Source organism: Georgenia yuyongxinii (genome assembly GCF_006352065.1).
GTDB lineage: Bacteria > Actinomycetota > Actinomycetes > Actinomycetales > Actinomycetaceae > Georgenia > Georgenia yuyongxinii.
In genome coordinates this window covers 183,585-206,626 of sequence record NZ_CP040915.1, presented here as the reverse complement: position 1 = coordinate 206,626, position 23,042 = coordinate 183,585, and the positions used below count along the sequence as shown (strand labels likewise).

Below are 23,042 nucleotides of genomic sequence, written 5' to 3'. Positions count from 1 at the left end.
GGGTTTCGTGGAGGGACGTGCCTGTCCGGGGGCGGGTCGGTCTCGTGGCGGGCGGTGGGTCCGGTGGCCTCAGCCGGCGGCGGCCAGCAGGACGCTCGTGATGCCGGCGATACCTCCCACGCCGGTGCGGGCGGCGGACGCCGGAGCGGCGGCCTTCTTGGCCGACCAGACGGTCTCGGGCCGGGACTGCAGGAGGAGCAGGTTCTCCCCGTCGGGCAGGTCGGCGTCGATCGCCCACTCGATGTCCTGCGGGCACCCGTAGTGCTTCTCCGCCCGCTTCGCCATCGTGGCGACCGCCACCAGCTCGGTGTCGGTGAGGCTGCGGCGGGCGCGGCGCTCGGCGTCGACCTCCCGCTCCACGAGGGCCCGGGACGCGGGGTCGGGCACGAGCTCGGCGTGCTTGTCCCCGAGGTGCTCCCCGACGACGGTCAGCATGACCTTGTCCAGGGAGACGTTGTCCGGGGTGACCTGCCCGGAGACGACCATCTCGCCGAGGCCGTAGGAGGCGTCGATGACGATCTTGGACCGGTCGCCGTTGGTGGGGTCCAGGGTCATCGCGACGCCGGAGGTGCGGGCGTTGACCATCTTCTGCACGGCGACGGCGATGGACAGGCCCTCGTCGGGGATGTCGTTCCTCAGCCGGTAGATGATCGCGCGGCTGGTGTAGAGCGAGGCCCAGCAGCGGCGGATGTGCTCGCGGACCTCGTCCCAGCCGGTCAGCCACAGGTAGGTGTCCTGCTGGCCGGCGAAGCTCGCGCCGGGCAGGTCCTCCGCCGTCGCCGAGGACCGCACGGCCACCGGCACCTCGCCGCCGCACCGGGCCATGAGCTCGTCGTAGGCCGCCCGCGTGGCCGTCCGTAGCGGCTCGGGGATCGCCCGCGAGCAGATCTCGTCCCGGATCTGGGCGGAGGCGGCGTCGACATCGGTGACGTCGTCGGCGTCGATACCGGCGAGGAGGCGGGAGATGTCAGCGGCGATGCCGGCGTCTGCGAGGAAGGCGTCGTAGAGCGCGGTGGTGACGGCGAACCCGGGTGGGACGGGCATCCCGGCCGCCGTCATGGACACCAGCGAGGCGCACTTGCCGCCCAGCAGGTCGTGCTCCGGGGCGAGGCCGGCGTCGAAGAACTGCACGTACGTCGTCATGTCAGGCCTCCCAGGCGACGGGCACGGCGAGCGGGATGCGGAAGGAGAGGTTCTCCCTGAAGCCGATGCCCTCGGGGTCGTCGAGGGTGAGGTGGGGAGCGCGGGCGGCGACCTCCCCGAGCACGATGCGGGCCTGGAGCTTGGCGAGCATGTTGCCCAGGCAGTAGTGGATGCCGAACCCGAACGACAGGTGCTCGCGGGCGTTGGGCCGGTCGATGTCGAACGACTCGCCGCCCTCGAAGTGGGTCTCGTCGTGGTTGGCCGAGCCCATGAGCAGGAGGATGTTCGCGCCGGCGGGGATGTCGACGTCGCCGATGCGCGCGTCCTTCAGCGCACGGCGGCGCCATCCGACGATGGACGGGCTGTACCGCAGCACCTCCTCGATCGCGGCCTTGATCTTCTTGGGGTCCTCGACCAGGGCCTGCCACTGGTCGCGGTGGGCCAGGAGCACGCGCAGGGAGTTGGCGATGAGCGTCGTCGTGGTCTCGTGGCCGGCGAAGAGCAGGCTGTAGGCCACGGAGGCGATCTCGTGGTCGGTGATCTCGGCGCCGTCCCGCTGGTCGCGGACGAGGTCGGCGATGAGGTTGTCGCCGCCCTCCTCGTGGGCGCGGGCGACCAGCGCCAGGCACTCCTGCCAGTACTCGACGAGGTTGTGCGCGTGCGGCACCTGCTCCTCGTCGCTGAGGTCGCCCCACGTCATCGCGGCGCGGGAGTCCGACCAGCGCTTGTAGGTGTCGATCTGGGTGACGTCGGCGCCGAGCAAAGTGAGGATCGTGATGGTCGGGACGTCGTAGGCGAGGTCGCGGAAGAGGTCGGCGCGCCGGTCGGGGTGGGCGAGGAGCTTCTCCAGCAGGTCCACCACGTTCTGGCGGATGGCCGGCTCGAGGGTCTTGTACCGGCGCGGGGTGAACTCGCGCTGGACGATCTCGCGGATGCGGGTGTGCTCCGGGGGGATGCGGGCGGACAGGCCGGAGTAGGCGGTGAAGCCGCCCTCCTTCATGATCTGCGTGGCCTGGGGGCCGCGCTCGCGCACCGGCGCCTGGGCGTTCTCGCTGGAGAAGGTCTCCCAGTCGGCAAAGACTGACTTGATGTCGTCGTAGCGGGTGACCACCCAGTAGCCGATCCGCTCGTCGAACATGACGGGCGCCTCGCGCCGCAGCTCGGCGTAGGCGGGGAAGGGGTCGTGCTGGTCGAACGGCTGGTAGCCGTGGTGGTCCACCGGACAGCCCTTGGGCTGCGCCGTCACGTCCTGCGTCGTTGCCATACCTGCTCCATCGCCGGTTTTGAACGTAGGTCACATACAACCCGGGGGGCGGGTGCCCGCCAAGGTGGTTCTTCCACTCAGTTGAAGCCGGTTCCGCTGGTGGCGGCGCCAGGCCGCTCGCTGCCGCCGCCCGAGAGCTCGCCGCCGGGCGGGTCGACTCTCCGGTCGGCCGAGCTGCCCCCGCGCATGGTGGACAGGATGGTCGAGAGCGGGAACGGTGCCGTGACGCGTTCGATCTCGGCGGCCGCGGCCCGTAGCGCAGGAAGGTACCGGGTGAGCGACCCGGCCTGCGCCGCGGCCACGACCAGCCCGAGCCCGGCGAACACCGGGCCCTCGCGGTGGAAGACCGGTACGGCGACGGAGCAGGAGCCCACCCGCGCCTCCTGCTCGGTCATGGCGTAACCCTGCCGGGTGATCTGGTCCAGCTCGGCGCGCAGCGTCGCGGCGTCCACCCGGGAGGCGCGGGTCATCGCCTCGAGGTCGCGCAGGAGGTACGTCTCCCGGAACCACTTGTCCTCGTGGGCGAGGAGCACCTTCCCGACAGCGGAGACGTGCAGGGGCAGCCGGCCCCCGACACGTGCGGCGCGGGGCACCCGCTTGGAGCTGTAGATGCGGTCCACGAAGAGCACGTCGGCGCCAGAGCGGATCGCCAGGTGGGTGGTCTCCTGGGTGAGGCCGAAGAGGTCCTGGAGGATGGGCCGGGCACGCTCGCGCATCTGGCGGCCCGCGTGCTGGCCCAGCTCCCACAGACGCATGCCGACGCGGTAGCCGCCGCCCGGGTCACGGTTGAGCGCGCCCCACTGCTCGAGCTCGCCCACGAGCCGGTGGACCGTGCTGAGCGGGAGACCGCTGTCGGCGGCGATGTCGGTCAGTGACCGGGCGTTCGGTCCGCGCTCGAAGGCGCCGAGGATGGCGAGCACCTTTGAGGTCACGCTCTGCCCGGGCGTGCGCGCACCGCCGGCCATCTGCCTCCTTCGAAGTTCGTGACGACGTGGCGGGAGCGACGTCGATCTCGCAGGTTCCCGATCGTGCGGTGGTCATCGCGCGATGGTCGAGGACGTCACCCGCCGGTGGCGGACCGGGTCAGACGCACGTCATCAGCTTGGCTGCCGTGCTGTGCAGCAGGGGAACGATGGCGGTGACTGTGTCGATGGTGAGCCGGGAGTCCGGGCCCAGGACTGACAGCGCCATGGGGACCGGCGCCTCGGGCACGGAGACCGCGATGCTGCGCAAGCCCTTCTCGGACTCGCCGTCGTCCACGGCGAACCCCTGCTTCGCGACGGTCGCCAGCTCTTCCTTCAGCTCCGGGAACGAGGAGATCGTGCGGGGGGTGTAGCGCTGCAGCTCGGTGCGTGCCAGAAGGTGCTTGACCTGGCTGGGCGGCAGCTGGGCGAGGATGACCTTCCCCGCCGCGGTGCAGTGGAGCGGCGAACGGTGCCCGACCTCGATCGACATCCGCATCGCGAACCTCGAGGGCGCCTGCGCGATGTAGGCCGCGCTCTCTCCGTCCAGCGCGGCGACGCCGGCCGTCTCGCCGACCGCCTCGACGAGCTCCTCGATGAACGGGTCCGCGCAGGCCCCCAGCATCCGGGAGGCGACGGCCCCCAGGCCGATGAGCCTCGGACCCAGCGCGTACCCACGCTCCTGGAGGCGGCGGACGTACCCCTCCGACACCATCGAGTTGACCACCCGGTAGGTCGTGGGCAGGGGAAGGCCCGACTGGTGGGAGAGCTCGCTCAGCGCCATCGAGCCGCCGTTCGACGCCATCAGCTCCAGCAGCTGGAACGCCCGCGTGAGGGACTGCATGCGCTGCTCGGCCCTGTCGGCGTCGGGCGCCTCATCGGTCACCAGCTTCGGTACGACACTCATGACAGACTCCGGTCCGACTCAGTTGGACTCATGGTGTGCGCGCCGGGAGGAACTGGCTCAGCTCAGCGACCAGGCTGGACTTGGTCTTCGCGCCCACGATGGTGTGGACCACCTCGCCGCCACGGAACAGCTTCAAGGTGGGCATCGACCCGATGTCGTACTTCTCGGCGGTCACGGGACTCTCGTCGACGTCAACCTTCTTCACCGCGATCAGGCCCTCGTACTCCCGGGCGAAGTCGGCCAGCGCGGGGAACATCAGCTGGCAGGCGCTGCACCAGGTGGCCCAGAAGTCGACGAGCACCGGCTTGTCGTGGTCCAGCACCTCGCCGGCGAAGCTCGCGTCGGTGACGGTCTCGACCGCGCTGCCACGGACCATCGTCGCCTCCTCCGTCGCGGGCCGCACCGGCTCCGCCGGTCGTGACGCCACGGTACCCGTGGGACGGAAGCCACTTCCAGCGACGGGTGTCTCGAGACCTGCGAGGAACCGCTGGGCGTCCAGCGCCGCGGCGCAGCCGCTGCCGGCCGCGGTGATGGCCTGGCGGTAGAGCGCATCGACGACGTCGCCGCACGCGAAGACGCCCGGCACGCTCGTCGCCGTCGTCGGGGACTGCACGCGGATGTGGCCGCCGGCGGTCAGCTCGAGCTGGTCGCGGAACAGGTCGCTCCGCGGCAGGTGCCCGATGGCGACGAACAGGCCGTCCGCCGGGACCTCGCTGAGGTCACCGGATCGGGCGTCGGCCAGCTGGACCCCGGTAAGCCGGTCCTGCCCACGGAGGCCGATGATCTCCTTGTTCCACGCGAAGGAGATCCGGGGGTTGTCGCGGGCGCGGTCTTGCAGGACGGCGGACGCGCGGAGCGTGTCCCTGCGGTGGACGACGGTCACCGAACGGGCGAACCGGGTCAGGAAGAGGGCCTCCTCGAGGGCGGAGTCCCCACCGCCGACGACGGCCACTTCCTTCTCCTTGTAGAACGCCCCGTCGCACGTGGCGCACCAGGAGACGCCGTACCCGGTCAGCCGGCGCTCGTCGGCGAGCCCCAGCTCGCGGTAGCCCGCACCGGTGGCGACGATCACCGCCTGCACGTCGTACTCCACGCCGCTCTCGGTCCGAAGGCGCTTGGCCGCGGGTGCCAGGTCCACCTCGACGACGTCCTCCGTCACGAGCTCGGCGCCGAACTCCGCGGCCTGCTGGCGCAGCAGGGCCATCAGATCGGGGCCCTGGATCCCTCCGGGGAACCCCGGGAAGTTCTCCACACCCGTAGTGGACATCAACGCGCCACCCGAGCTCACCGAACCCTCGAAGACGAGCGGCGCGAGGTTCGCACGTGCCGCGTACAGCGCGGCTGTGTATCCCGCAGGACCGGATCCGATGATCGCGATCGCTCGGACGGTAGGCGACACGGGTACCTCCAGAAGAGTGGGTGCGCGAGCAGTACGGGACGCCCCGCGCACAAGCAGAGATCGGGTGATGCACCAGACGAAGCTCGTCCGTCGTGCGGGACTATGTGGCGCCGACGGCGGAGCTCGCGGCGTGGTGCCAGGTTCCGGCGGGCGGGTGCCCGCCGGAACCTGGCCGGGACTAGCACTGCAGCTTGATCTCCGCGACGACCAGCTTCTGGAGCGTCGCCGGGTTGGGGGTGTACTGCACGCACTCGTTCGCCGTGATGAGCGTGTCCGTCGTGTACGCGACGGGCACCAGGAACGTCATCTCGTCGTGGGCGTACCGTGCGGCGTCCTGAAGCAGGCCCTCCCGCTCGTCGCCGCTGGCGGCGCCGGCGTCATCGAGCATCTGCTGGAACGTCTCGTCACAGGCCGGCGACTGCGGCGCGTTGCAGCCGAGCTTGCCGTCCAGGCTGAGGTGGGCGTCACCGAGGGAGTTCCCGTGCACGTTGACGATCATCGTCGGCAGCGCCGCCGGGTCCTGGGGTGCCTCGAACCGCTCCCGGTACTGCTCGAACTCCATCACGACGGTCCGGGCCTTGAGGCCGACCGCCCCGAGCATGGCGGCGAGCGTGTCCATCGTCTCGGACCCGTTGGAGTTGCGAAGCCCCGTGCGCCCGATGACCTCGATCTCGCGGCTCACGTCGACGCCGTCGGCCTGAGCCTCGGCGATGAGCCGCTTCGCCTCCTCGGGGTCGTACTCCCACGTCACGTCGGGGTCGTAGCCGACCACGTTCGGCAGGAAGATCTCACTGGCGGGCTCGCCCTTGCCGCCGAAGACGTTGTCGACGAAGGTCTGCCGGTCGATCGCGAGGTTCACCGCCTTGCGGACCCGCGCGTCGTCGAACGGCGGAACCTCGCTGTCCAGCCGGGCGTAGAGCGTCTCTGAGACGGTGTAGGTCTGCGCGTTGGGTGCGTCCGCGTCCTGCGCGGTGATCGACGTGGCGAGGTCCACCTCCCCCGTCGAGGCCATGGCGGCGCGCACCGCGCTCTCGCTGCGGAAGATGTACTCGACTTCCCCGACGTCGGGCGCCTCGCCCCAGTAGTCCGCGTAGCGCTCCATGCTGAAGGACTGGTCGGGGGTGAAGCTGACGAACTGGTACGGGCCCGTGCCCACGGGGTCGGTGACCTCGACCAGCGGGTCGTCGGTGGGCGCGCCGATCGGGGTGAACGCGAGCCGGCGAGGCAGGATCGGGTCCGGGGACCCGAGCTCGATCGCCAGCGTCTTCTCGTCGACCGCGCTCACCGAGGAGATGTCGCTGGTCAGGACGCTGTCGAGCACGTAGCAGTCCGCCGCCGGGTCCAGGACCCGGTTCAACCACCACGCCGCGGCCTCCGCGTCGAAGGGCTGCCCGTCGTGGAACGTGACGCCCTCCCGGAGGGTGAAGACCCACCGTGTCGGGCTCTCCTCCGTCCACTCCTCGGCCAGGAGCGGTTCGAGCTCTCCCGTCTCGCCGTTGACCCGGACGAGCGGCTCGGTGATGTTCTCCTGGAGGAGCTGGTTGTTGTCTCCGTTGCACGTGTCCAGCGTCCCCTCCTTGGGAGGGTTGGCCATCACGATGCGCAGGCTGGCATCCGCGCCGGCCGACGAGGACTCGCCGGGCTCGTCCGCGCCGCCCGTGCCGCAGGCGGCGAGTGCGAGCGCCACGACGGCCGCGACGGCGGTGGCCCGCAGAGGCCGGCCGGAGGTTCTGAATCGGTGGTGCCCGAGGTTCCTGAGTGTCGTCATTGACATGCCTTTCGGATCAGCGGGGGGTGACTGACTCGTGTCAGCGCTTGAGGGTCGGCGTCGCCGTGACCGGCTCGGTGTACGGCCGTGAGCGGGTGGGCATGAGCAGGTCCTTCGCCCGCACGGAGCCCACGACCACGATGGAGTACTCCTCGGGCTTCTCGATCACCGGGAGGGTGGTGCGCTTCGCCTCCTCCGGAGACAGCTCGAACAGCCAGCGCCACTCCGGCTTGACCTTGCCGTCGGCGTAGAGCTTGCGGATGGGCTCGATCATGCGATCGACCGGCTCCTGGCCGTGGTGGAACATGAACTTCTCCAGCGCGTGCTTGGAGAAGCCGCCCTCGTTCGCCAGCGGCAGGGCGTGCGGCGGGGCCAGGAACAGCAGGCGTCCCAGCGGTGAGAACCGGTCGTCGCCACCGAGGTTGGTGAAGTATCCGCTGCTGTTGTTGCCGCCGCTGAAGGAGGCGATGGACCGCGCGAGCTGGGGGGCGTCCACGGCGCCCTGGATGCTGATGTCCCACTCGCCGCTGGTGAAGAAGACCGACGCGGTGCTGTCCGTCCGCTTGTAGCCGAGCCCGACGTGGTACGGCTCCCACGGGCTCTCGTCCTCGTTCTCGGCGACGACGACGATGTGCTTGCGGGTGGTGCCGATGGTGTCCAGATCCATGACACCCGGGTACCAGGACCCGATGTTCTTCAGGCAGAACACGATGGCCCGGCTGATCCGGATGTTCACCTCGTTCTGCTTGCCCGGCCCGACGCACGAACGGCCGCCGTTGATGCCCAGCTCGCGGGCGATGGGACCGTTGACGACCACCAGGGGGGCGTAGGCGCTGGTGGACATGAGCGCTCCGCGCGGCACCGGACGCATGTTGGCGATGGCGCGCAGCGACGCCATGACCACCGGCATCTCCTGCGGGAGGCACCCGGCCATCGCCGCGTTGACCGCGACGGAGCGGACCGTGGCCTCACCGTTCCCGGGCGGCAGCACGCAGACGACGTCGTCCGGCCGGCCGTCGACGGCACCCATGAGACGGGCGACCGCGTCCCGGGTCGGCGGCCACAGCGGGTAACCGTCGCCCCAGTCCCGGTCCATGAAGTCCTTGTTGAACTCCTCGATGACGCCGATCGCGTCACCAGCGCCATACCGCCAGCTCTCCTTCGGCTCGTCCAGCAGCACCGAGGAGCCGTCCCGTGGCACCGTGAGGTTCTCGATCACGGCGTCGATCAGGTCGACGGTCTGCTCGACCGCCTCCTCCTCGGTGAGGTTGTTGTAGACCAACGGAGCCAGCACGTAGTTCGGGTCGGGCAGCGCGAACGCGCGGGCGCTGACCTCCACGTCGTGCTCGAAGCCCTTCGAGGCCAGGATGACCGTGGGCTTGCCCATCCGCTCGATCTGCGTGGTGTCGTGGGTCATCCACGAGGTGCACGAACCGCAGTCGGCGGTGCAGCCGATGACGGCGTCGCACTCCTCGGCGGCCTGCTTCACCAGGTCGGGAGGGCAGGGCATGGAGCCGCTGTAGAACTTGAACGTCACACCGGGCACGCGCTCCTCGATGAGCCGTGCCGCGGTGCGCAGGGCGACGTCGCCGTTGGCCTTCCCGTTCCACAGCAAACCGATCGTGGTGTTCTCCAGGGTGCGCAGCCGCGGGGCGCGCTTGCCCGGCTCCTGCCCCCCGTGCCTGGCCGGCCGGGGGTCGAGCACCTCGAGCTGTACCGAACCCTCAGGGGTCTCACTGTGCTCGTGCTCGAGCACGTCGACGCTGTGATCGGACGCCATTCGATTTCTCCTTCGTGTCTGACTGCTCGCCGCCTCGGATCTCCGAGCGGGTCAATGTGGCCCGACCGGGCCTGAACAGCTGCCCAGCGTCACTCGACGCCGGCGACGATGACCTGATTCGCCGCCACCCCGTGCGCCTTGAGGCCCTCGGCGAGGAACGACTGGAGCATCTCCGGCGGGATGGAGCACGTGTCGCAGTCGGGGTCGATACCCATCCGGTACTCGACGTTCAGCACCCCCGCCTGGGCGTCGAAGCCGACCAGCTTGATCTCCCCGCCGTCGCGAGCCACGATCTGGCTCATCGAGTCGAGGACCTCCCGCACCGCGGCGTCTTGATCGCTCATGGCACTTCCTTTCTGTGAGGTTCGTCGGCACCGTCAGCTCGGGCGAGCGACGGCTTCCGTTGCTATGTGCTGCGGACGCGCGGGGGTGACGGCGTCCGCTTCTGTGGGGCTCGGACGCGCCGGCTCGACGACGCCCGCGGCGATGCCGGGGAAGTGGCAGGCGACGCCGTGGCCGACGGTGTGGTAACCCGGGAGCAGCGGCTCCGACTCGGCGCAGCGGTCGGTCGCGAAGGCGCACCGGGTGCGGAACCGGCACCCGGACGGCGGATTGATCGGGCTGGGCACGTCACCTGTGAGGAGCTGCCTCGGAGGCCGGTCGGCGCCGGCGCCGAAACGAGCCACGGGGACCGAGCGCAGCAGCGCCTGCGTGTACGGGTGCTGCGTCCGCTCGAAGATGTCGGCCTCCGCTCCGTGCTCGACCATCCGCCCGAGGTACATCACCCCGACGGAGTCGGCGATGTGCCGCACGACGCCGAGGTCGTGGGCGATGAACACGTAAGACAGCCCGAGCTCGGTCTGGAGCTCCTGGAGCAGGTTGATGACCTGCGCCTGCACCGATACGTCCAGCGCCGAGACCGGCTCGTCGCAGACGATCAGCTCCGGCTCCAGAGCGAGAGCGCGGGCGATGCCGATCCGCTGACGCTGGCCGCCCGAGAACTGGCCGGGGTAACGGTCGAGGTGGTCCGGCCGCAGCCCGACCATCTCGAGCAGCTCGGCCGCGCGGCGCCGGCGGTCCTTGCGGGCCACGACGTCGGGATGGACCTCCCACGGCTCCCCGAGGATCTGACGGACCGTCTTGCGCGGGTTCAATGACTCGAACGGGTCCTGAAAGACGATCTGCACCTTGCGGCGGAAGCCGCGCAGCTCGGCCTTCGTCATCGTCATGATGTCCTGGCCGCGGTAGCGCACCTGCCCGGAGGTGGGCTCGACCAACCTCGTCATCGTCTGGGCGAGGGTCGACTTGCCGCACCCGGACTCGCCCACGAGACCGAAGGACTCGCCCTCGTGCACCGTGAAGGTGACGCCGTCCACAGCCCGCAGCGTGGCGGTCTGGCGCTTGCGCACCCGCCCCTCCTTGACGGGGTAGTGCTTGTGCAGGTCGACGACCTCCAGGAGGGGCTCGCCGGGCGCCCCGTGTGCGCGTTGGGTGCTAGTCACGGTGGGAGACACCGGCAACCTCCTCGAGTCGGTGGCAGCTGGCGGCACGTCCCGGCCCGAGCGACTGCACGGGCGGGAGCTCGACGCTGCACAGGTCGGTTGCCCACTCGCACCGGGGGTGGAACGCGCACCCGGCCGGTGGCTGCATGAGGTCGGGGGGTGAGCCCATGATCGGGTGCAGGTGGTCGCGTTTGTGGGTGACGTCGGGGATGGAGCGGAGCAGCCCGCGGGTGTAGGGATGGGCGGGGCTCGTGAAGATCTCCTCCGCCGTCCCGGTCTCGACCTCCCGGCCGGCATACATCACGACGACGCGGTCCGCGGCCTCGGCGACGAGCCCGAGGTCGTGGGTGATGAGGATGAGCCCCATCCCGTTCTCATCCTTGAGCTCGGTGAGCAGGTCCATGATCTGGGCCTGGATGGTGACGTCGAGCGCCGTCGTCGGCTCGTCCGCGATGAGGACGTCGGGCCCCAGCGCCAGGGCCATCGCGATGCTGGCGCGCTGGCGCTGACCGCCCGAGAACTGGTGCGGGTAGTCGTTCACGCGGGTGCTCGCCGAGGGGATGCCCACCCGGTCGAGCAGCTCGGCAGCGTGTTTGAGGGACTGTGAGTGGGACATCCCGCGGTGGATCCGGAACGGCTCACCCACCTGCCAGCCGACGGTGAAGACGGGGTTGAGCGAGGAGTTCTGGCTGATCAGCGACAGTCGGTCGCCCCGCACCGTCCGCCGCTCACGCTCGGGCATCGTCAGGAGCTCCGTGCCGCTCAGCCGCACCGACCCGCGGATCTCGTGGACCGGCAGCTCGTTGAGCACGCCGAGGACGGCGTGCGCCGCCACGCTCTTGCCGGAGCCGCTCTCCCCGACGATGGCGAGGGTCTCCTGCCGGCCCACGTGGTAGCTGAGTCCGGCGACCGCCTTGACGATCCCGCGCCGCAGGTGGAACTCGACCCGCAGGTCCTCCACCTCCAGCAGGGTGTTCTCTCTCGGGGCGGTCTCGACTCTCGTCTCGGTGGCGCTCGCGGCGGTGGTCATGGTCCTCATGTCGTGGCCTCCCATGGCCTAGTCCGTCTCGTTGGTGCGCCGGACCGCGTCCGCGACGAGGTTGACGGAGACCGCCGTCAGGGTGATGACGAGACCGGGCAGCAGCGCGACCCACCAGGCGTCCCGGAGGTAGTTGCGCCCCTCCGCGATGAGGCCGCCCCACGTGACGTCCGGCGCCTGGATGCCCAGGCCCAGGAAGCTCAGTGCCGACTCGGCGAGGATGATCAGCGCGAACTCCAGCGTCGCCAGCGCGACGAGGGGCGGGGCGATCACAGGCAGGATCTGCTTGGCCATGATGCGCAGCGGGCCGCTGCCCAACGACCGCGACGCCGTGATGAACACCCGTTCCCGGACCGCGAGGGCCTCGCCCCGGGCCACCCGGGTGAAGGCCGGGAGCCGACTGATGGCGAGCACGAACATCAGCGAGGCCACGCCCGGTCCCAGGATGTAGAGCACGATCAGGGCGAGCAGGAGCGAGGGGAAGGCGAGCATCACGTCGGCGATCCGCATCACGACGGTCTCCACCCGGCCGCGCACGTACCCCACCGTGGCACCGATGACGGACCCCAGGACGGACCCGAGGAGCACCGCGGCGGAGGCGATGAGCATCGTCGTCCGGCCGGCGACGACGAGCCGGGCCAGGAAGCTCCGCCCGAGGGCGTCGGCCCCGAGCACGTAGTGCCAGCCGTGCTCGAGCGTCGGCGGCGTGAACCGCATGTCCAGCCGGGGCTCGAGGGCGTCGCCGACGAACAGCGGGCTGAGCACGGAGGACAGCAGGACGACGCCGAGGAACACGATCCCGAACTGGGCCCCCCGGTCGTGCCGGACGGTGTGGGCGAGCTTGGCCCGGAACCGTTCCGACTGCTGCACCTGCTCGGCGTCGCTCCGCGGATCGCCGCCGTGCAGGGCGGCGTCGGACGCCGAGACCAACCTGCGGCGCGGAAGTGCTGTCTTCAACACGTCAGCCTCCAAACCGGATCTGCGGGTTCACCCAGGAGTAGGCGACGTCGATGAGGAAGTTCAGGGTGATGATCGCGGCGCCGGTGACCAGCACGACGGCCTGGATGACGGCGAAGTCCCGGGCGTAGATCGAGGTGACCATCAAGGTGCCGACGCCGGGCCAGCCGAACACCGTCTCGACGACGAGCGCGCCGTTGACCACCTGGGCCAGCGAGAGCCCGGCGACGGTGATGATGGGGATGGCCGCGTTGCGCAGCGCGTGCTTGTAGACGATCCCCGCGGGCCGGACGCCCTTGCCGCGGGCGACCTTGACGTAGTCGGAGTCCAGCGCGCCGATCATGGAGCTGCGGGTGACCTGTGTGAGGATCCCGGCCGGCCGCATGGCCAGCGTCATGACCGGCAGGATCCAGTACTGCCAGCCGTGGTTGCCCGAGGTCGGCAGGAGGTCCAGCCAGACGGCGAACACGGCGATGCCGGTGATGCCGATCCAGAAGTCGGGCACGCTCAGGGCGGCCAGGGACATCACTCGTGAGCCGCCGTCGAAGACGGACCGACGCCGTGCCGCGCTGGCCGCCCCGACGAGCACGCCGAGTGTGGCCGCGATGGCCATGGTCACCACGGCCAGCTGGATCGTCGCGGGGTACCGCGACAGGACGATGGACAGCGCCGGCTCGCCGTAGGCCATCGACTCCCCGAGATCGAGTCTGACGAGACCCTTGAGGTAGTCGACGAGCTGGATGTAGATGGGCTGGTCGAGTCCGTGCTCGGCGTTGAAGCGTGCGATCGCGTCGGCACCGGCGTCCTCGGGGAGGTACAGCCGAGCCGGGCTTCCTGTGGCACGTGCCAGGAGAAAGACCAGGATCACGATGCCGAACAGGCTCAGGAGCCCGTGGCGCAATCTTTTCAGCACGAAGTACGTCACTGTGACCTCGCGTTATGGGATGTTTCGTGGGACTCGCTCTGTCGTCCAGGCGGGCGCCGCCCGGCCTGCACACCGACCCGCCTCTGGCTTGTGGCCATCGCCGGTCCCTCGTGTTGGTTGTGAACAGTACATCTCACTCTTCGAAAGTCAACGGGTTCAATAAACCGACTTCCACTGAGTGGACGTGAGCTGCAAAAGCGCGGATAAACGCCGCCAACACTGGCCAAACTGCCGATACACCGGGATGGATATCGCTGAACCGTTGACCGAACCGGCCGTGAGCGCTACGTTCCGGTTTCACGCAATGAGGCGTTACTACCGGCTATTGAAAGGGTCGCATCGATGCACCCGTCAAGGTTCGCAGTCAACTGCTCCATCCTGTTCACGGAGCTTCCCCTTCTCGAGCGAGCACAGGCGGCCCGGGCAGCCGGGTTCGACGCGGTCGAGTTCTGGTGGCCCTTCCCCGACGCCGTGCCGAGCGACTCCGACGTCGATCGCTTCGTGGCATCGGTCCGCGATGCCGGCGTGCAGCTGGTGGGCCTGAACTTCTTCGCCGGTGACATGCCCGGCGGGGACCGGGGCACCGTGTCGTGGCCCGAGCGCTCGCACGAGTTCCGCGACAACGTCGACGTCGTCGTCGACATCGGGCGACGCCTGGGCTGCCGGGCGTTCAACGCGCTCTACGGCAACCGCGTGGCCGGCGTCGATCCGGACACGCAGGACAACCTGGCGGTGGAGAACCTGGCGCTCGCCGCCCGGGCGGTCGAGGGCATCGACGGCGTCGTCCTCCTGGAGGCCGTGAGCGGGTCCGAGGCGTACCCGCTCAAGCTGGCGGCCGACGCGATCCGCGTGCTCGACCGGGTCGAGCAGGACACCGGTGCCACGAACCTCAGGTTCCTTCTGGACGCCTACCACCTCAGCGTCAACGGGGACGATGTCGATGCCGTCCTCCACAACCACCTCGCGCGCACCGGGCACGTGCAGATCGCCGACGCACCCGGCCGCGGCGAGCCGGGGACAGGCAGCCTCGACATCCCGGGCTTCCTCGGCAGGCTCGACGACGCGGGTTACACCGGCTGGGTGGCGCTGGAGTACAAGCCGACCACCGCCCGCACGATCGACTCCCTCGGGTGGCTCACGCCCGAGCAGTCCACGACAGGCCGGGCCATGGCCCACGGAACAGGATCGGAGCTGGCATGACCCACATCGCCTTCATCGGGCTCGGCATCATGGGCAGCCCCATGGCCGCCCACCTCGCACGCGCGGGGCACGACGTGGTCGGGTTCAACCGCACACCTGAGAAGACCGCGCCGCTCGTGGCGGCGGGCGGCCGGGCCGCGACCTCGGCGCGCGAGGCCGTCCAGGGCGCGCAGGTCGTGATGACCATGCTCCCGGACTCCCCCGACGTCGAGGCGGTGCTCCTCGGAGAGGACGGCGTGCTCGCCCTCGCCGCGCCCGGTGCGCTCGTCGTCGACTTCTCCTCGATCCGGCCCGACGTCACCGTCAGTCTCGCGGCCGAGGCCCGGCGACGAGGCCTCCGGTACCTCGACGCCCCGGTGTCCGGTGGGGAGGCGGGCGCCAGGGACGCCGCGCTGTCCATCATGGTCGGCGGCGAGGCCGCCGACTTTGCCGCGGCGAAGCCGCTGTTCGACGTCGTCGGGAAGACGGTCGTCCACGTCGGTCCGAGCGGGTCCGGCCAGACCGTCAAGGCGGCGAACCAGCTCATGGTCGCCGCCCACATCCAGGCCCTGGCCGAGGCCACCGTCTTCCTCGAGGCGTACGGCGTCGACGTCGAGGCCGCCTTCGAAGTGCTCGGCGGCGGGCTCGCCGGTTCCAAGGTGCTGGCGCAGAAGCAGGGCAACATGCGCGAGCGCACCTTCGACCCGGGCTTCCGGCTGCAGCTGCACCACAAGGACCTCGGCATCGTGCAGGCGGCGGCCCGGGAGGCGGGCGTCGTCATCCCGTTGGGCGCGGTGGTCGGGCAGCTCGTCGGTTCACTCGTCGCCCAGGGGCACGGCGGCCTGGACCACTCGGCGCTGCTCAAGGGCGTCGAGCAGCTGTCGGGGCGAGTCACCGACTGACTCCCGCACTCGACCCGCACGTCCTGCGTCGCAGCATCGGCCTGCCCGGCCCGCCGCGCACGCAGGGCGGCGGCGAGTGCCGCCCGGTTCTCTCCAGGAGGTCTCAGCCATGCCCGAACCACGCGGCCCGCTCGCGGGCACGTTAGTCGTCGACCTCTCCCGTGCCCTCGCCGGTCCCCACGCCACGATGATGCTCGGCGACCTCGGGGCGCGGGTCGTCAAGATCGAGGCCCCCGGGACTGGCGACGACACCCGCGGGTGGGGGCCGCCGTTCGTCGCCCCCGCCGACGGTGGACCCACGGAGTCCACCTACTTCCTCTCGGCCAACCGGAACAAGGAGTCGGTCACGCTCGACCTCAAGGACGACGGCGACCGCGCCGTCCTGCTCGACCTGGTCCGGCGTGCCGACGTACTGGTGGAGAACTTCCGCACCGGCGTGCTCGACCGCCTGGGACTGGGGTTCGCGCGGCTGCACGAGATCAACCCTGCCCTGGTCATCCTCTCGATCACCGGCTTCGGGCACGACGGTCCCGAAGGGGGCCGCGCGGGCTACGACCAGATCGCCCAGGGCGAGGCGGGCCTGATGTCGCTGACCGGGCCGGATCCGCAGGCGCCGCAGAAGTCCGGCGTGCCGATCTCCGACCTGCTCGCCGGCATGTACGGCGCCTACGGCGTCGTCGCCGCCCTCTACGAACGCGCGACAACCGGGCGCGGGACCGTTGTCCGCACCTCGCTGCTCGCCGCGACCGTGGGGGTGCACGCGTTCCAGGGCACCCGCTGGACTGTGGCCGAGGAGGTCGGCCGGGCGCAGGGCAACCACCACGCCTCGATCGCCCCGTACGGGTTGTTCCGTTGCGCGGAGGGGTCGGTGCAGATCGCCGTCGGAAGCGAGAGCCTGTGGCAAGCGTTCTGCGCAGCGTTCGGCATCGACCCTCTCGCGCCCGGCTTCGCCACCAACGCCGAGCGTGTGATGAACCGTGACGCGCTCATCGCCCGGGTTGAGGCGGTCTTCGCCAGATGGGAGGCCGCCGCGCTGCTGGCACGGCTGCGGGACGTCGGCATTCCTGCGGGCAAGGTCCGCACCATCGACGAGGTCTACAGCTGGGACCAGACGCTGAGCCAAGGGTTGATTGTCGACGTCGAGCACGAGAGCCTCGGCTCCCTCCAGCTCCCCGGCCCACCGCTGCGGTTCTTCGACACCGCGGGCCGCGAGGTGACTCGGACACGGCACAGGGCGCCCCCCGTCCTGGACGCCGACGGCGCGGCGGTGCGGGCCTGGCTGGCCTGGGAGGAGGAGACCCATGACGCACCCACGCGCCGGTGAGCTGCTTGAGCAGGTGCTCGACCCCGGAACCTTCGCCTCATGGGACAGCACGATCGATCTTGCCGGCTACGACGACGACTACGTCCGGGAGCTGCGGCTCGCACGGGAGAAGGCCGGCACCGACGAGGCCGTCATCACCGGTCGCGGCGCGATCCGCGGCCACCGGGTCGCGGTGATCGTCAGCGAGTTCACGTTCCTCGGCGGGACCATCGGCCAGGCGACGGCGGAACGGATCACCGCGGCGATCCGTCGCGCCACCCGCGAGCGGCTGCCGCTCATCGCGGCGCCCGCCTCTGGCGGCACGCGCATGCAGGAGGGCACCCCCGCGTTCGTGGAGATGGTCACGATCTCGAAGGCCGTGGTCGCCCACAAGGCAGCGGGCTTGCCGTACATCGTGTACCTGCGCCACCCGACGACCGGCGGCGTCTTCGCCTCGTGGGGATCGCTCGGGCACGTGACCGTGGCCGAGCCCGCAGCCCTCGTCGGGTTTCTCGGGCCCCGCGTGTACGAGGCGCTGCACGGCCAGCCGTTTCCCAAGGGGGTGCAGGTCGCGGAGAACCTCGTCGACAAGGGCATCCTCGACGCCGTCGTCCCGCTCGAGAAGCTGGCCGAGGTGGCCGCTCGCGTGCTCGCCCTCCTCTCCCCGGCCACGGTGACGCCGGCGCCCAGCGACCAGACTGGCATTCTGGCTGCGACCACCACGCGTCCGGCGCGGGCGGTGCGCCCGCCGTCCGCCACGTCGCGCGACGCGTGGGAGTCCGTGATGCGCACCCGGGACCCCCGACGACCAGGAGTGCGCGAGCTCCTGCGGTACGCCGCCGACGACGTCATCCCCCTGTCCGGTACTGGTGACGGTGAGCACGAGGCGGGGCTCATGCTGGCCCTGACCTCCTTCGACGGCCTCCCGTGCGTGCTCGTGGGTCAGGACCGGCGCTACCAGAGTCCCCGTGACTCCATGGGCCCAGCCGCCTTGCGGGAGGCGCGTCGGGGCATGCGCCTGGCCGACGAGCTGGGCCTGCCGCTCGTGACGGTTATCGACACCCCAGGGGCGGACCTGTCACCTCGGGCGGAGGAGGGGGCGCTGGCCGGGGAGATCGCCAGGTGCCTCGCCGACATGTCACGGCTCCGCGTGCCCAGCGTGGCAATCCTCCTCGGCCAGGGGTGCGGCGGCGGCGCGCTCGCGCTGTTGCCCGCGCAGCGGGTCATCGCCGCGGAGCACAGCTGGCTCTCGCCGCTACCGCCCGAGGGGGCGAGCGTGATCGTTCACCATGACGTCGACCATGCGGCGGAGATGACCCGAAGCCAGCGTGTGAGTGCGTACGACCTGCTGGCGGCGGGCATCGTCCACCAGGTGGTGCCGGAGCTTCCGGACGCCGCCGACGATGCTCGCGGCTTCGCGCTGGCCATGGCGTCCGCTTGCGCGGAAGAGCTGCGCGGGCTCCTCGCCAGCGCAGCTCGTCCGCCTGCCCGACCAGCCGGGCAGCTGGCCCCCGCCGAGACGGGTGGGTTCGTGGTGACGCAGTGAGCTCGTCGGACATGCCGCGACTTGTCAGGGCCTTCTCCGCGAGATGTCACACCGATGACATCTCGCGGAGAAGTTGACATCTCGCGGGTGGGAGCGAGGGGTCAGGCGCGCTCGACCTCGAGCACGGGGAGCTTGCCGAGAGCCATCATCATGTTGTTCATGTGACGCTCGCCCTCCCCCACGTGGATCCGCTTCACCCGGCGGGCGAGCGCGGCGATCACGCCGTACGCCTCGAGGCGGGCCAGTCCCTGTCCGGCGCAGCCGTGCACGCCGTACCCGAAGGACAGGTGGTCGATCGGGTTGCGCCGCACGTCGAAGGTGTCGGGGTCCTCGTAGTGGCGGTGGTCGCGGTTGCCGGAGCCGTACAGGACGGCGATCCGGTCCCCGGCGGGGATCAGCTGCCCGGCGACGACGACGTCCTGCTTGACGAGGCGAGCGAAGGCGTGGACCGGGGACTCGTAGCGCAGCACCTCGTTGAACGCGGAGGGGATCAGCGACGGGTCCTCACGGATGAGGTCGAACTGGTCCGGGTGCGTGGCGAGCTGGTGGATGGCGTTGCCGATGGCCGCGATCGTCGAGTCCATGCCGGCCGCGACGTACTGGTGGATGATGTGCCCGCAGCTCTCGAGCGGGATGTCACCGCGCTCGCCGGCGTCGAAGATGGCGCGGCCCATGCTGCCCTCGGCCAGGTCCGAGGCCTTGACCTGCAGCGACCACTCGAACATCTCGCCCGCGATCGGGAAGCTGTCGATGGTGCGCTGGTTCATCGGGCCGAGCACGTTGAACGCCGCCTCACCCCACCCCAGGATCTTCGCCCTGATGTCGTCCTGGACGCCGATGAGGTCGGCGACGACCTGCAGCGGCAGCGCGCGTGCGAGGTCGTCGATCGCGTCGAAAGACCCCTGCTCCACGAGCCGCGCGACCATGGCGTCGGCCTTGGCGTCGATGTCGGCCTTCATCCCGCGCAGCGCGCGCGGGGTGAGGTTCTCGGTCAGGGCCGCGCGCAGCGCCGTGTGCTCCGGCGGGTCCGTCGTCAGGGACGTGCCCTGCAGCGCCTCGTTCATGGCGTCGTTGAAGGCGAGGTAGTTGGAGGAGAACACCTCCCAGTTGGCAAGCGCGTCACGGATCTCGCCGTAGCGGGTCAGCGCCCACACGCCGTTCTTCTCGAGCCGAACGACGGCGGCCTGCTCGCGAAGCTTCGCGAAGTGCGGGTAAGGGTCGGCCAGGACCTCGTCGGTGAAGAGGTCGATATCGGACGTGGCGATCGTTTCAACGGTCATCAGGCACCTCGGGGTTCGGTGGAGGCGAAGGCGGGAGGGTTTCGCGCCGTCGGGAAGTCGTCGGGTCGGGAGAGAAATTCAGGCAGGCACGGCCACGGGGGTAGCGGCGCTCAGGCGGCGCAGCTTGGGCACGGGGATCCGGTAGTTGAAGGCGACGGCGGTGCCGGAGCCGTCGTCGTGGGACCAGCGCAGAAGTGCCGCGCCGTCGTACGGGTTGCCGTCGACCACCTCGGGGGCCCCGTTCACCGGCATGAAGCCACAGGCCTTGAGGCTGAGCCCGAACTGCTCGGTCCAGAAATATTGCTGGAAGTTCAGCTCCGGGGCCTCGTCCCCCTGGACCAGCCCGAGCGCCGCGATCTTGCTCTGCTCGATGGCGCTGGTCCACAGCGGGACCCGGCGAGGCCCGCGTGCGGTGGCGAAGGTCGCCACGTCACCGGCGGCCACGACGTCTGGCCGGACGCGGCCACGGGTGTCGACCTCGAGCCGGCCGTCGGTGAGAAGCCCGCTCGTGGCCAGCCACTCGAGGTTGGGCACGTCGCCGACGGCGCTGACCACGAGCTCGGCCTCGAGGACCGAGCCGTCTGCTAGCACCACCGCCGCGTGCCCGCCGGCGCCGCAGATGTCGACCGCCTGGGCCGACACGATCCTCAGCCCGTGCCGTAGGCCGGCGGCAACGAACACGTCGGAGAGGTAGTTCCCCAGCTGCTGGACAAGCGGGGGCACGGGCGCGGCGAGGGTGACCTCGCACCCGGCGGCGAGGCAGCCGGAGGCGATCTCCATCCCCAGGGCGCCGCCGCCGACGACGACCACGGACGGCTTGGTCGCGATGCGGCGCCGCAGCTCGAGGGCGTCGTCGAGGCCGCGCAGCGTCAGCTCGTGAGACCTGGCCTCCCGACCGGTCCCGAGGCGTCGGGCGCGCGAGCCCGTGGCGATGACGACGCCGTCGTACGGCAGGTCGGTGCCGTCGTCGAGCAGCACGGTCCTGCGGGCGACGTCCAGGCCCGCCGCGCTCACCCCGAGGATCTCGGTCGCGCCGTGGGACGGCTCGGGCAGATGGTGGGCGGACATCTCCTCGCCGAGGTCGAGCAGCGCGGCCTTCGACAGCGCCGGCCGACTGTAGGGCGCGTGGCGCTCGTCGCCGACCACGGTGAGCTCGCCGTCGAACCCGGCGGCACGCAGCGAGTCGCTCGCGGTGAGGCCGGCGATGCCGTTGCCGACGACGACGACGCGCTCGAGCCGGGGCGCGGTCATGCGATCTTCAGCGCAGCGACCGGGCAGACACGGACGGCGGCCTTGGCGGCGTCGATGTCGGAGACCTCCTCGACGTCCTCGACGTCCAGGACGAGCTCACCGTCGTCGTCGAGGTGCATCAGCCGCGGCGCGGCCTCCTCGCACAGGCCGTGGCCCTCGCAGCGTGGGCGGTCAAGGATGATCTTCATGGTCTCTCTCCGCTGAGTTGGCGTGGTGGCGGCGTTGCCGACCCTGCTTTACATAGAAGTGTGTGGCTTGACACAGTGTCAGGCAAATGACTCCTCGTCATGTTGTCCATGCACCATGTGAATGACGCCCGAACTGCCGCACCGAGAGGCCGCGGATCATGCATCCGCCGAATGCCGATGGGGTGATCCCATTCGCTTGACGAACAACGCGGTCGATAGCAGAGTGCTCACGGAGTCCGGAGTCTCCGGACCGTGGACCGCACCAACGGGAGCGCACGTGGCGACGACGCCGGGACTGACATGGGCGGTCAGGGACAGCCTGATGTCCTACGTCGAGGCCCTCGACGACGGGAAGGTCGAGGCCCTCGCGCCCGCGTCACGCTCCGAGGACGGCTTCTTCTTCCCGTCTTACGAGGCCGTGGTGAGCGGCGAACCCGGCAACCTCGGTGGCGGTGGCGATCTCGAAGCCCCCGAGGGCGGTTTCCAGTTCCTCGGCGCCGTTCGGCTCACGGGGCACTGGGGCATGCTGGACGTCGAGCTGCGCGAGCCGCGGGTCACGCTGAGCAGCGGGGCGGGGACGTTGCTCGTTCGCGAGCGCGGCGCCCGGGACCCGGGCAAGTGGCTGCCGTTCGCCGACCTCGCCGTGGACGCCAGCAGGCTGAGCGCGTCCGACGGGACCGGGACGCTCACAGCGACGGCGTCGCTGACCGGCCACGGACGGCTGCTGCTCGGCGGGCAGTACGAGGCGGGGACGGCCCTCAGCCCGCTACACATCACGCTGCGCCATGGATAGCGCCCTGGACGACGCCGCGTCGGACGCCGAGCTGGCGCGGCTGGCCTCGGTCAACCTGAACCTGCTGGTGCCGCTCCTGGCGTTGCTCGAGGAGCGCTCGGTGACCCGGGCGGCGGCCACGGTCGGTCTCTCGCAGCCCGCCATGAGTCACGCGCTGCGCCGCATGCGGCGCCTGCTCGGTGACGAGCTCATCGTCCGCAACGGCAGCGGGATGACCCTGACCCCGCGGGCCGTCGCACTCCTGCTGCCGTTGCGACGCGTGCTGAACCAGGCCGCGCAGATCGTGAGCCCCTCGCCCTTCGACCCCGCCGTGGACAGCCGCGTGGTCAGCGTGGCTATGACGACCAGCAAGGCGCTCGTCATCGGCAGCGCGATCGCGCGGCTGATCGCCGAGCGCGCACCGCACGCCACGCTGCGGCTGCGCACCACGACCATGGGGTCGACCGCGCAGTTCACCGAGGACCGGGCCGACGTGCTGCTGCTGTCCGAGGAGGCGCCCTCGCCCTACCCGCGCGAGCACCTGTACGACGACCGGTGGGTCGTCATCACCAACTCGAGCGCCCCCAGGGACGCCAGCGCGCTCGAGCTGCTCGCCACACTGCCCCACGTCATCTTCGACGAGCCCGGCCGCTCCCGCCCGTACGAGGCGCTGGACGAGCAGAAGGTGGCGTACACGGTGCGCGACCGGGTCTCGGACAACCTCCTGATCCCGCACCTGATCTCGGACGCGGGCGGGGTGGCCGTGCACCGGTACCGGATCACCTCGGTCATGAGCAGCTACCTCGACCTGCGCATCGAGGAGTTCCCGCTCCCCGTCCCCAGCCTCGGCATCGACATGGTGTGGAACCCCTGGGTCACCGACGAGGCGTTCAAGGACTGGTTGCGCGGGATCCTCGTCGAGGCCGCGGCGTCACTGTAGTCGCGGCATCGCTGTAGCCGCGGCATCGCTGTAGC

The 23,042-nt window shown here is 70.5% G+C and carries 21 protein-coding genes; 6 read left to right on the top strand and 15 right to left on the bottom strand.

What is annotated here, in order from left to right; translation table 11 throughout:
• Window positions 1-69: 69 nt before the first annotated feature.
• The 12 genes from FE374_RS00870 to FE374_RS00815 all read right to left on the bottom strand — a co-directional run bounded on the left by FE374_RS00870 (window position 70) and on the right by FE374_RS00815 (window position 13,646).
• Window positions 70-1,143, bottom strand: coding sequence for a PEP/pyruvate-binding domain-containing protein (locus tag FE374_RS00870; protein ID WP_139926813.1), 1,074 nt, complete (start codon window positions 1,141-1,143; stop codon window positions 70-72).
• A gap of 1 nt (window position 1,144) precedes the next feature.
• Window positions 1,145-2,407, bottom strand: coding sequence for a cytochrome P450 (locus tag FE374_RS00865; RefSeq protein WP_139926812.1), 1,263 nt, complete (start codon window positions 2,405-2,407; stop codon window positions 1,145-1,147).
• A 77-nt stretch (window positions 2,408-2,484) separates the two neighbouring features.
• Window positions 2,485-3,372: an IclR family transcriptional regulator gene (locus FE374_RS00860; protein ID WP_139926811.1), complete on the bottom strand. Its 888-nt coding sequence runs from the start codon at window positions 3,370-3,372 to the stop codon at window positions 2,485-2,487.
• A 118-nt stretch (window positions 3,373-3,490) separates the two neighbouring features.
• Window positions 3,491-4,276 carry an IclR family transcriptional regulator gene (locus tag FE374_RS00855; RefSeq protein ID WP_223173603.1) on the bottom strand — a complete coding sequence of 262 codons (786 nt, stop codon included), beginning with the start codon at window positions 4,274-4,276 and terminating at the stop codon, window positions 3,491-3,493.
• A 28-nt stretch (window positions 4,277-4,304) separates the two neighbouring features.
• Entirely contained in the window at window positions 4,305-5,675 is a 1,371-nt protein-coding gene (gene trxB, locus FE374_RS00850; protein ID WP_139926810.1) for a thioredoxin-disulfide reductase, read from the bottom strand.
• 178 nt (window positions 5,676-5,853) lie between these two features.
• Window positions 5,854-7,443 carry an ABC transporter substrate-binding protein gene (locus FE374_RS00845; RefSeq protein ID WP_168205531.1) on the bottom strand — a complete coding sequence of 530 codons (1,590 nt, stop codon included), beginning with the start codon at window positions 7,441-7,443 and terminating at the stop codon, window positions 5,854-5,856.
• 40 nt (window positions 7,444-7,483) lie between these two features.
• Entirely contained in the window at window positions 7,484-9,223 is a 1,740-nt protein-coding gene (locus tag FE374_RS00840; RefSeq protein ID WP_139926808.1) for a UGSC family (seleno)protein, read from the bottom strand.
• A gap of 89 nt (window positions 9,224-9,312) precedes the next feature.
• Complete coding sequence (locus tag FE374_RS00835; RefSeq protein WP_139926807.1) at window positions 9,313-9,567, bottom strand: NifU family protein; 255 nt, start codon at window positions 9,565-9,567, stop codon at window positions 9,313-9,315.
• Between the two features lie 33 nt (window positions 9,568-9,600).
• Entirely contained in the window at window positions 9,601-10,725 is a 1,125-nt protein-coding gene (locus tag FE374_RS00830) for an ABC transporter ATP-binding protein (RefSeq protein WP_168205530.1), read from the bottom strand.
• A complete protein-coding gene (locus tag FE374_RS00825; RefSeq protein ID WP_139931186.1) occupies window positions 10,718-11,755 on the bottom strand; it encodes an ABC transporter ATP-binding protein in 1,038 nt (345 codons plus the stop codon). Before FE374_RS00825 ends, FE374_RS00830 begins: the two co-directional genes overlap by 8 nt.
• 27 nt (window positions 11,756-11,782) lie before the next feature.
• Window positions 11,783-12,721 carry an ABC transporter permease gene (locus FE374_RS00820; protein WP_139926805.1) on the bottom strand — a complete coding sequence of 313 codons (939 nt, stop codon included), beginning with the start codon at window positions 12,719-12,721 and terminating at the stop codon, window positions 11,783-11,785.
• A gap of 4 nt (window positions 12,722-12,725) precedes the next feature.
• Window positions 12,726-13,646, bottom strand: a complete 921-nt coding sequence (locus FE374_RS00815; protein ID WP_139926804.1) for an ABC transporter permease — start codon at window positions 13,644-13,646, stop codon at window positions 12,726-12,728.
• A 342-nt stretch (window positions 13,647-13,988) separates the two neighbouring features.
• Here FE374_RS00815 and FE374_RS00810 point away from each other — a divergent pair, with 342 nt between their 5' ends.
• The 4 genes from FE374_RS00810 (at window position 13,989) to FE374_RS00795 (ending at window position 18,576) form a co-directional block, all read left to right on the top strand.
• Entirely contained in the window at window positions 13,989-14,846 is an 858-nt protein-coding gene (locus FE374_RS00810; protein WP_139926803.1) for a hydroxypyruvate isomerase family protein, read from the top strand.
• Window positions 14,843-15,727 (top strand): 2-hydroxy-3-oxopropionate reductase, encoded by an 885-nt coding sequence (locus FE374_RS00805; protein WP_139926802.1) that lies wholly within the window; start codon window positions 14,843-14,845, stop codon window positions 15,725-15,727. The genes FE374_RS00810 and FE374_RS00805 overlap by 4 nt, the downstream gene beginning before the upstream one ends.
• Before the next feature lie 109 nt (window positions 15,728-15,836).
• Window positions 15,837-17,051 (top strand): CaiB/BaiF CoA transferase family protein, encoded by a 1,215-nt coding sequence (locus FE374_RS00800; RefSeq protein WP_139926801.1) that lies wholly within the window; start codon window positions 15,837-15,839, stop codon window positions 17,049-17,051.
• Window positions 17,029-18,576, top strand: coding sequence for a carboxyl transferase domain-containing protein (locus FE374_RS00795; protein ID WP_139926800.1), 1,548 nt, complete (start codon window positions 17,029-17,031; stop codon window positions 18,574-18,576). Before FE374_RS00800 ends, FE374_RS00795 begins: the two co-directional genes overlap by 23 nt.
• A 101-nt stretch (window positions 18,577-18,677) precedes the next feature.
• Here FE374_RS00795 and FE374_RS00790 read toward each other — a convergent pair whose 3' ends face one another.
• From FE374_RS00790 to FE374_RS00780, 3 genes are all read right to left on the bottom strand, one after another.
• Complete coding sequence (locus FE374_RS00790; RefSeq protein WP_139926799.1) at window positions 18,678-19,856, bottom strand: cytochrome P450; 1,179 nt, start codon at window positions 19,854-19,856, stop codon at window positions 18,678-18,680.
• A gap of 78 nt (window positions 19,857-19,934) precedes the next feature.
• Complete coding sequence (locus FE374_RS00785) at window positions 19,935-21,107, bottom strand: NAD(P)/FAD-dependent oxidoreductase (RefSeq protein WP_139926798.1); 1,173 nt, start codon at window positions 21,105-21,107, stop codon at window positions 19,935-19,937.
• Window positions 21,104-21,295, bottom strand: coding sequence for a ferredoxin (locus FE374_RS00780; protein ID WP_139926797.1), 192 nt, complete (start codon window positions 21,293-21,295; stop codon window positions 21,104-21,106). The genes FE374_RS00785 and FE374_RS00780 overlap by 4 nt, the downstream gene beginning before the upstream one ends.
• A gap of 121 nt (window positions 21,296-21,416) precedes the next feature.
• On the opposite strand from FE374_RS00780, the gene FE374_RS00775 reads away from it, so the two are divergent.
• Both FE374_RS00775 and FE374_RS00770 read left to right on the top strand, forming a co-directional pair.
• Complete coding sequence (locus tag FE374_RS00775; protein ID WP_139926796.1) at window positions 21,417-22,088, top strand: HtaA domain-containing protein; 672 nt, start codon at window positions 21,417-21,419, stop codon at window positions 22,086-22,088.
• Entirely contained in the window at window positions 22,081-23,007 is a 927-nt protein-coding gene (locus FE374_RS00770) for a LysR family transcriptional regulator (protein WP_139926795.1), read from the top strand. The genes FE374_RS00775 and FE374_RS00770 overlap by 8 nt, the downstream gene beginning before the upstream one ends.
• The last annotated feature ends 35 nt before the right edge of the window (window positions 23,008-23,042 follow it).

Bases quoted from the DNA above. Each gene is read 5' to 3' on its own strand.
- FE374_RS00870 (WP_139926813.1), bottom strand. From the start codon at position 1,143: ATGACGACGTACGTGCAGTTCTTCGACGCCGGCCTCGCCCCGGAGCAC.
- FE374_RS00865 (WP_139926812.1), bottom strand. From the start codon at position 2,407: ATGGCAACGACGCAGGACGTGACGGCGCAGCCCAAGGGCTGTCCGGTG.
- FE374_RS00860 (WP_139926811.1), bottom strand. From the start codon at position 3,372: ATGGCCGGCGGTGCGCGCACGCCCGGGCAGAGCGTGACCTCAAAGGTG.
- FE374_RS00855 (WP_223173603.1), bottom strand. From the start codon at position 4,276: ATGAGTGTCGTACCGAAGCTGGTGACCGATGAGGCGCCCGACGCCGAC.
- FE374_RS00845 (WP_168205531.1), bottom strand. From the start codon at position 7,443: ATGACGACACTCAGGAACCTCGGGCACCACCGATTCAGAACCTCCGGC.
- FE374_RS00840 (WP_139926808.1), bottom strand. From the start codon at position 9,223: ATGGCGTCCGATCACAGCGTCGACGTGCTCGAGCACGAGCACAGTGAG.
- FE374_RS00835 (WP_139926807.1), bottom strand. From the start codon at position 9,567: ATGAGCGATCAAGACGCCGCGGTGCGGGAGGTCCTCGACTCGATGAGC.
- FE374_RS00825 (WP_139931186.1), bottom strand. From the start codon at position 11,755: ATGACCACCGCCGCGAGCGCCACCGAGACGAGAGTCGAGACCGCCCCG.
- FE374_RS00810 (WP_139926803.1), top strand. From the start codon at position 13,989: ATGCACCCGTCAAGGTTCGCAGTCAACTGCTCCATCCTGTTCACGGAG.
- FE374_RS00805 (WP_139926802.1), top strand. From the start codon at position 14,843: ATGACCCACATCGCCTTCATCGGGCTCGGCATCATGGGCAGCCCCATG.
- FE374_RS00800 (WP_139926801.1), top strand. From the start codon at position 15,837: ATGCCCGAACCACGCGGCCCGCTCGCGGGCACGTTAGTCGTCGACCTC.
- FE374_RS00795 (WP_139926800.1), top strand. From the start codon at position 17,029: ATGACGCACCCACGCGCCGGTGAGCTGCTTGAGCAGGTGCTCGACCCC.
- FE374_RS00790 (WP_139926799.1), bottom strand. From the start codon at position 19,856: ATGACCGTTGAAACGATCGCCACGTCCGATATCGACCTCTTCACCGAC.
- FE374_RS00785 (WP_139926798.1), bottom strand. From the start codon at position 21,107: ATGACCGCGCCCCGGCTCGAGCGCGTCGTCGTCGTCGGCAACGGCATC.
- FE374_RS00780 (WP_139926797.1), bottom strand. From the start codon at position 21,295: ATGAAGATCATCCTTGACCGCCCACGCTGCGAGGGCCACGGCCTGTGC.
- FE374_RS00775 (WP_139926796.1), top strand. From the start codon at position 21,417: ATGACGCCCGAACTGCCGCACCGAGAGGCCGCGGATCATGCATCCGCC.
- FE374_RS00770 (WP_139926795.1), top strand. From the start codon at position 22,081: ATGGATAGCGCCCTGGACGACGCCGCGTCGGACGCCGAGCTGGCGCGG.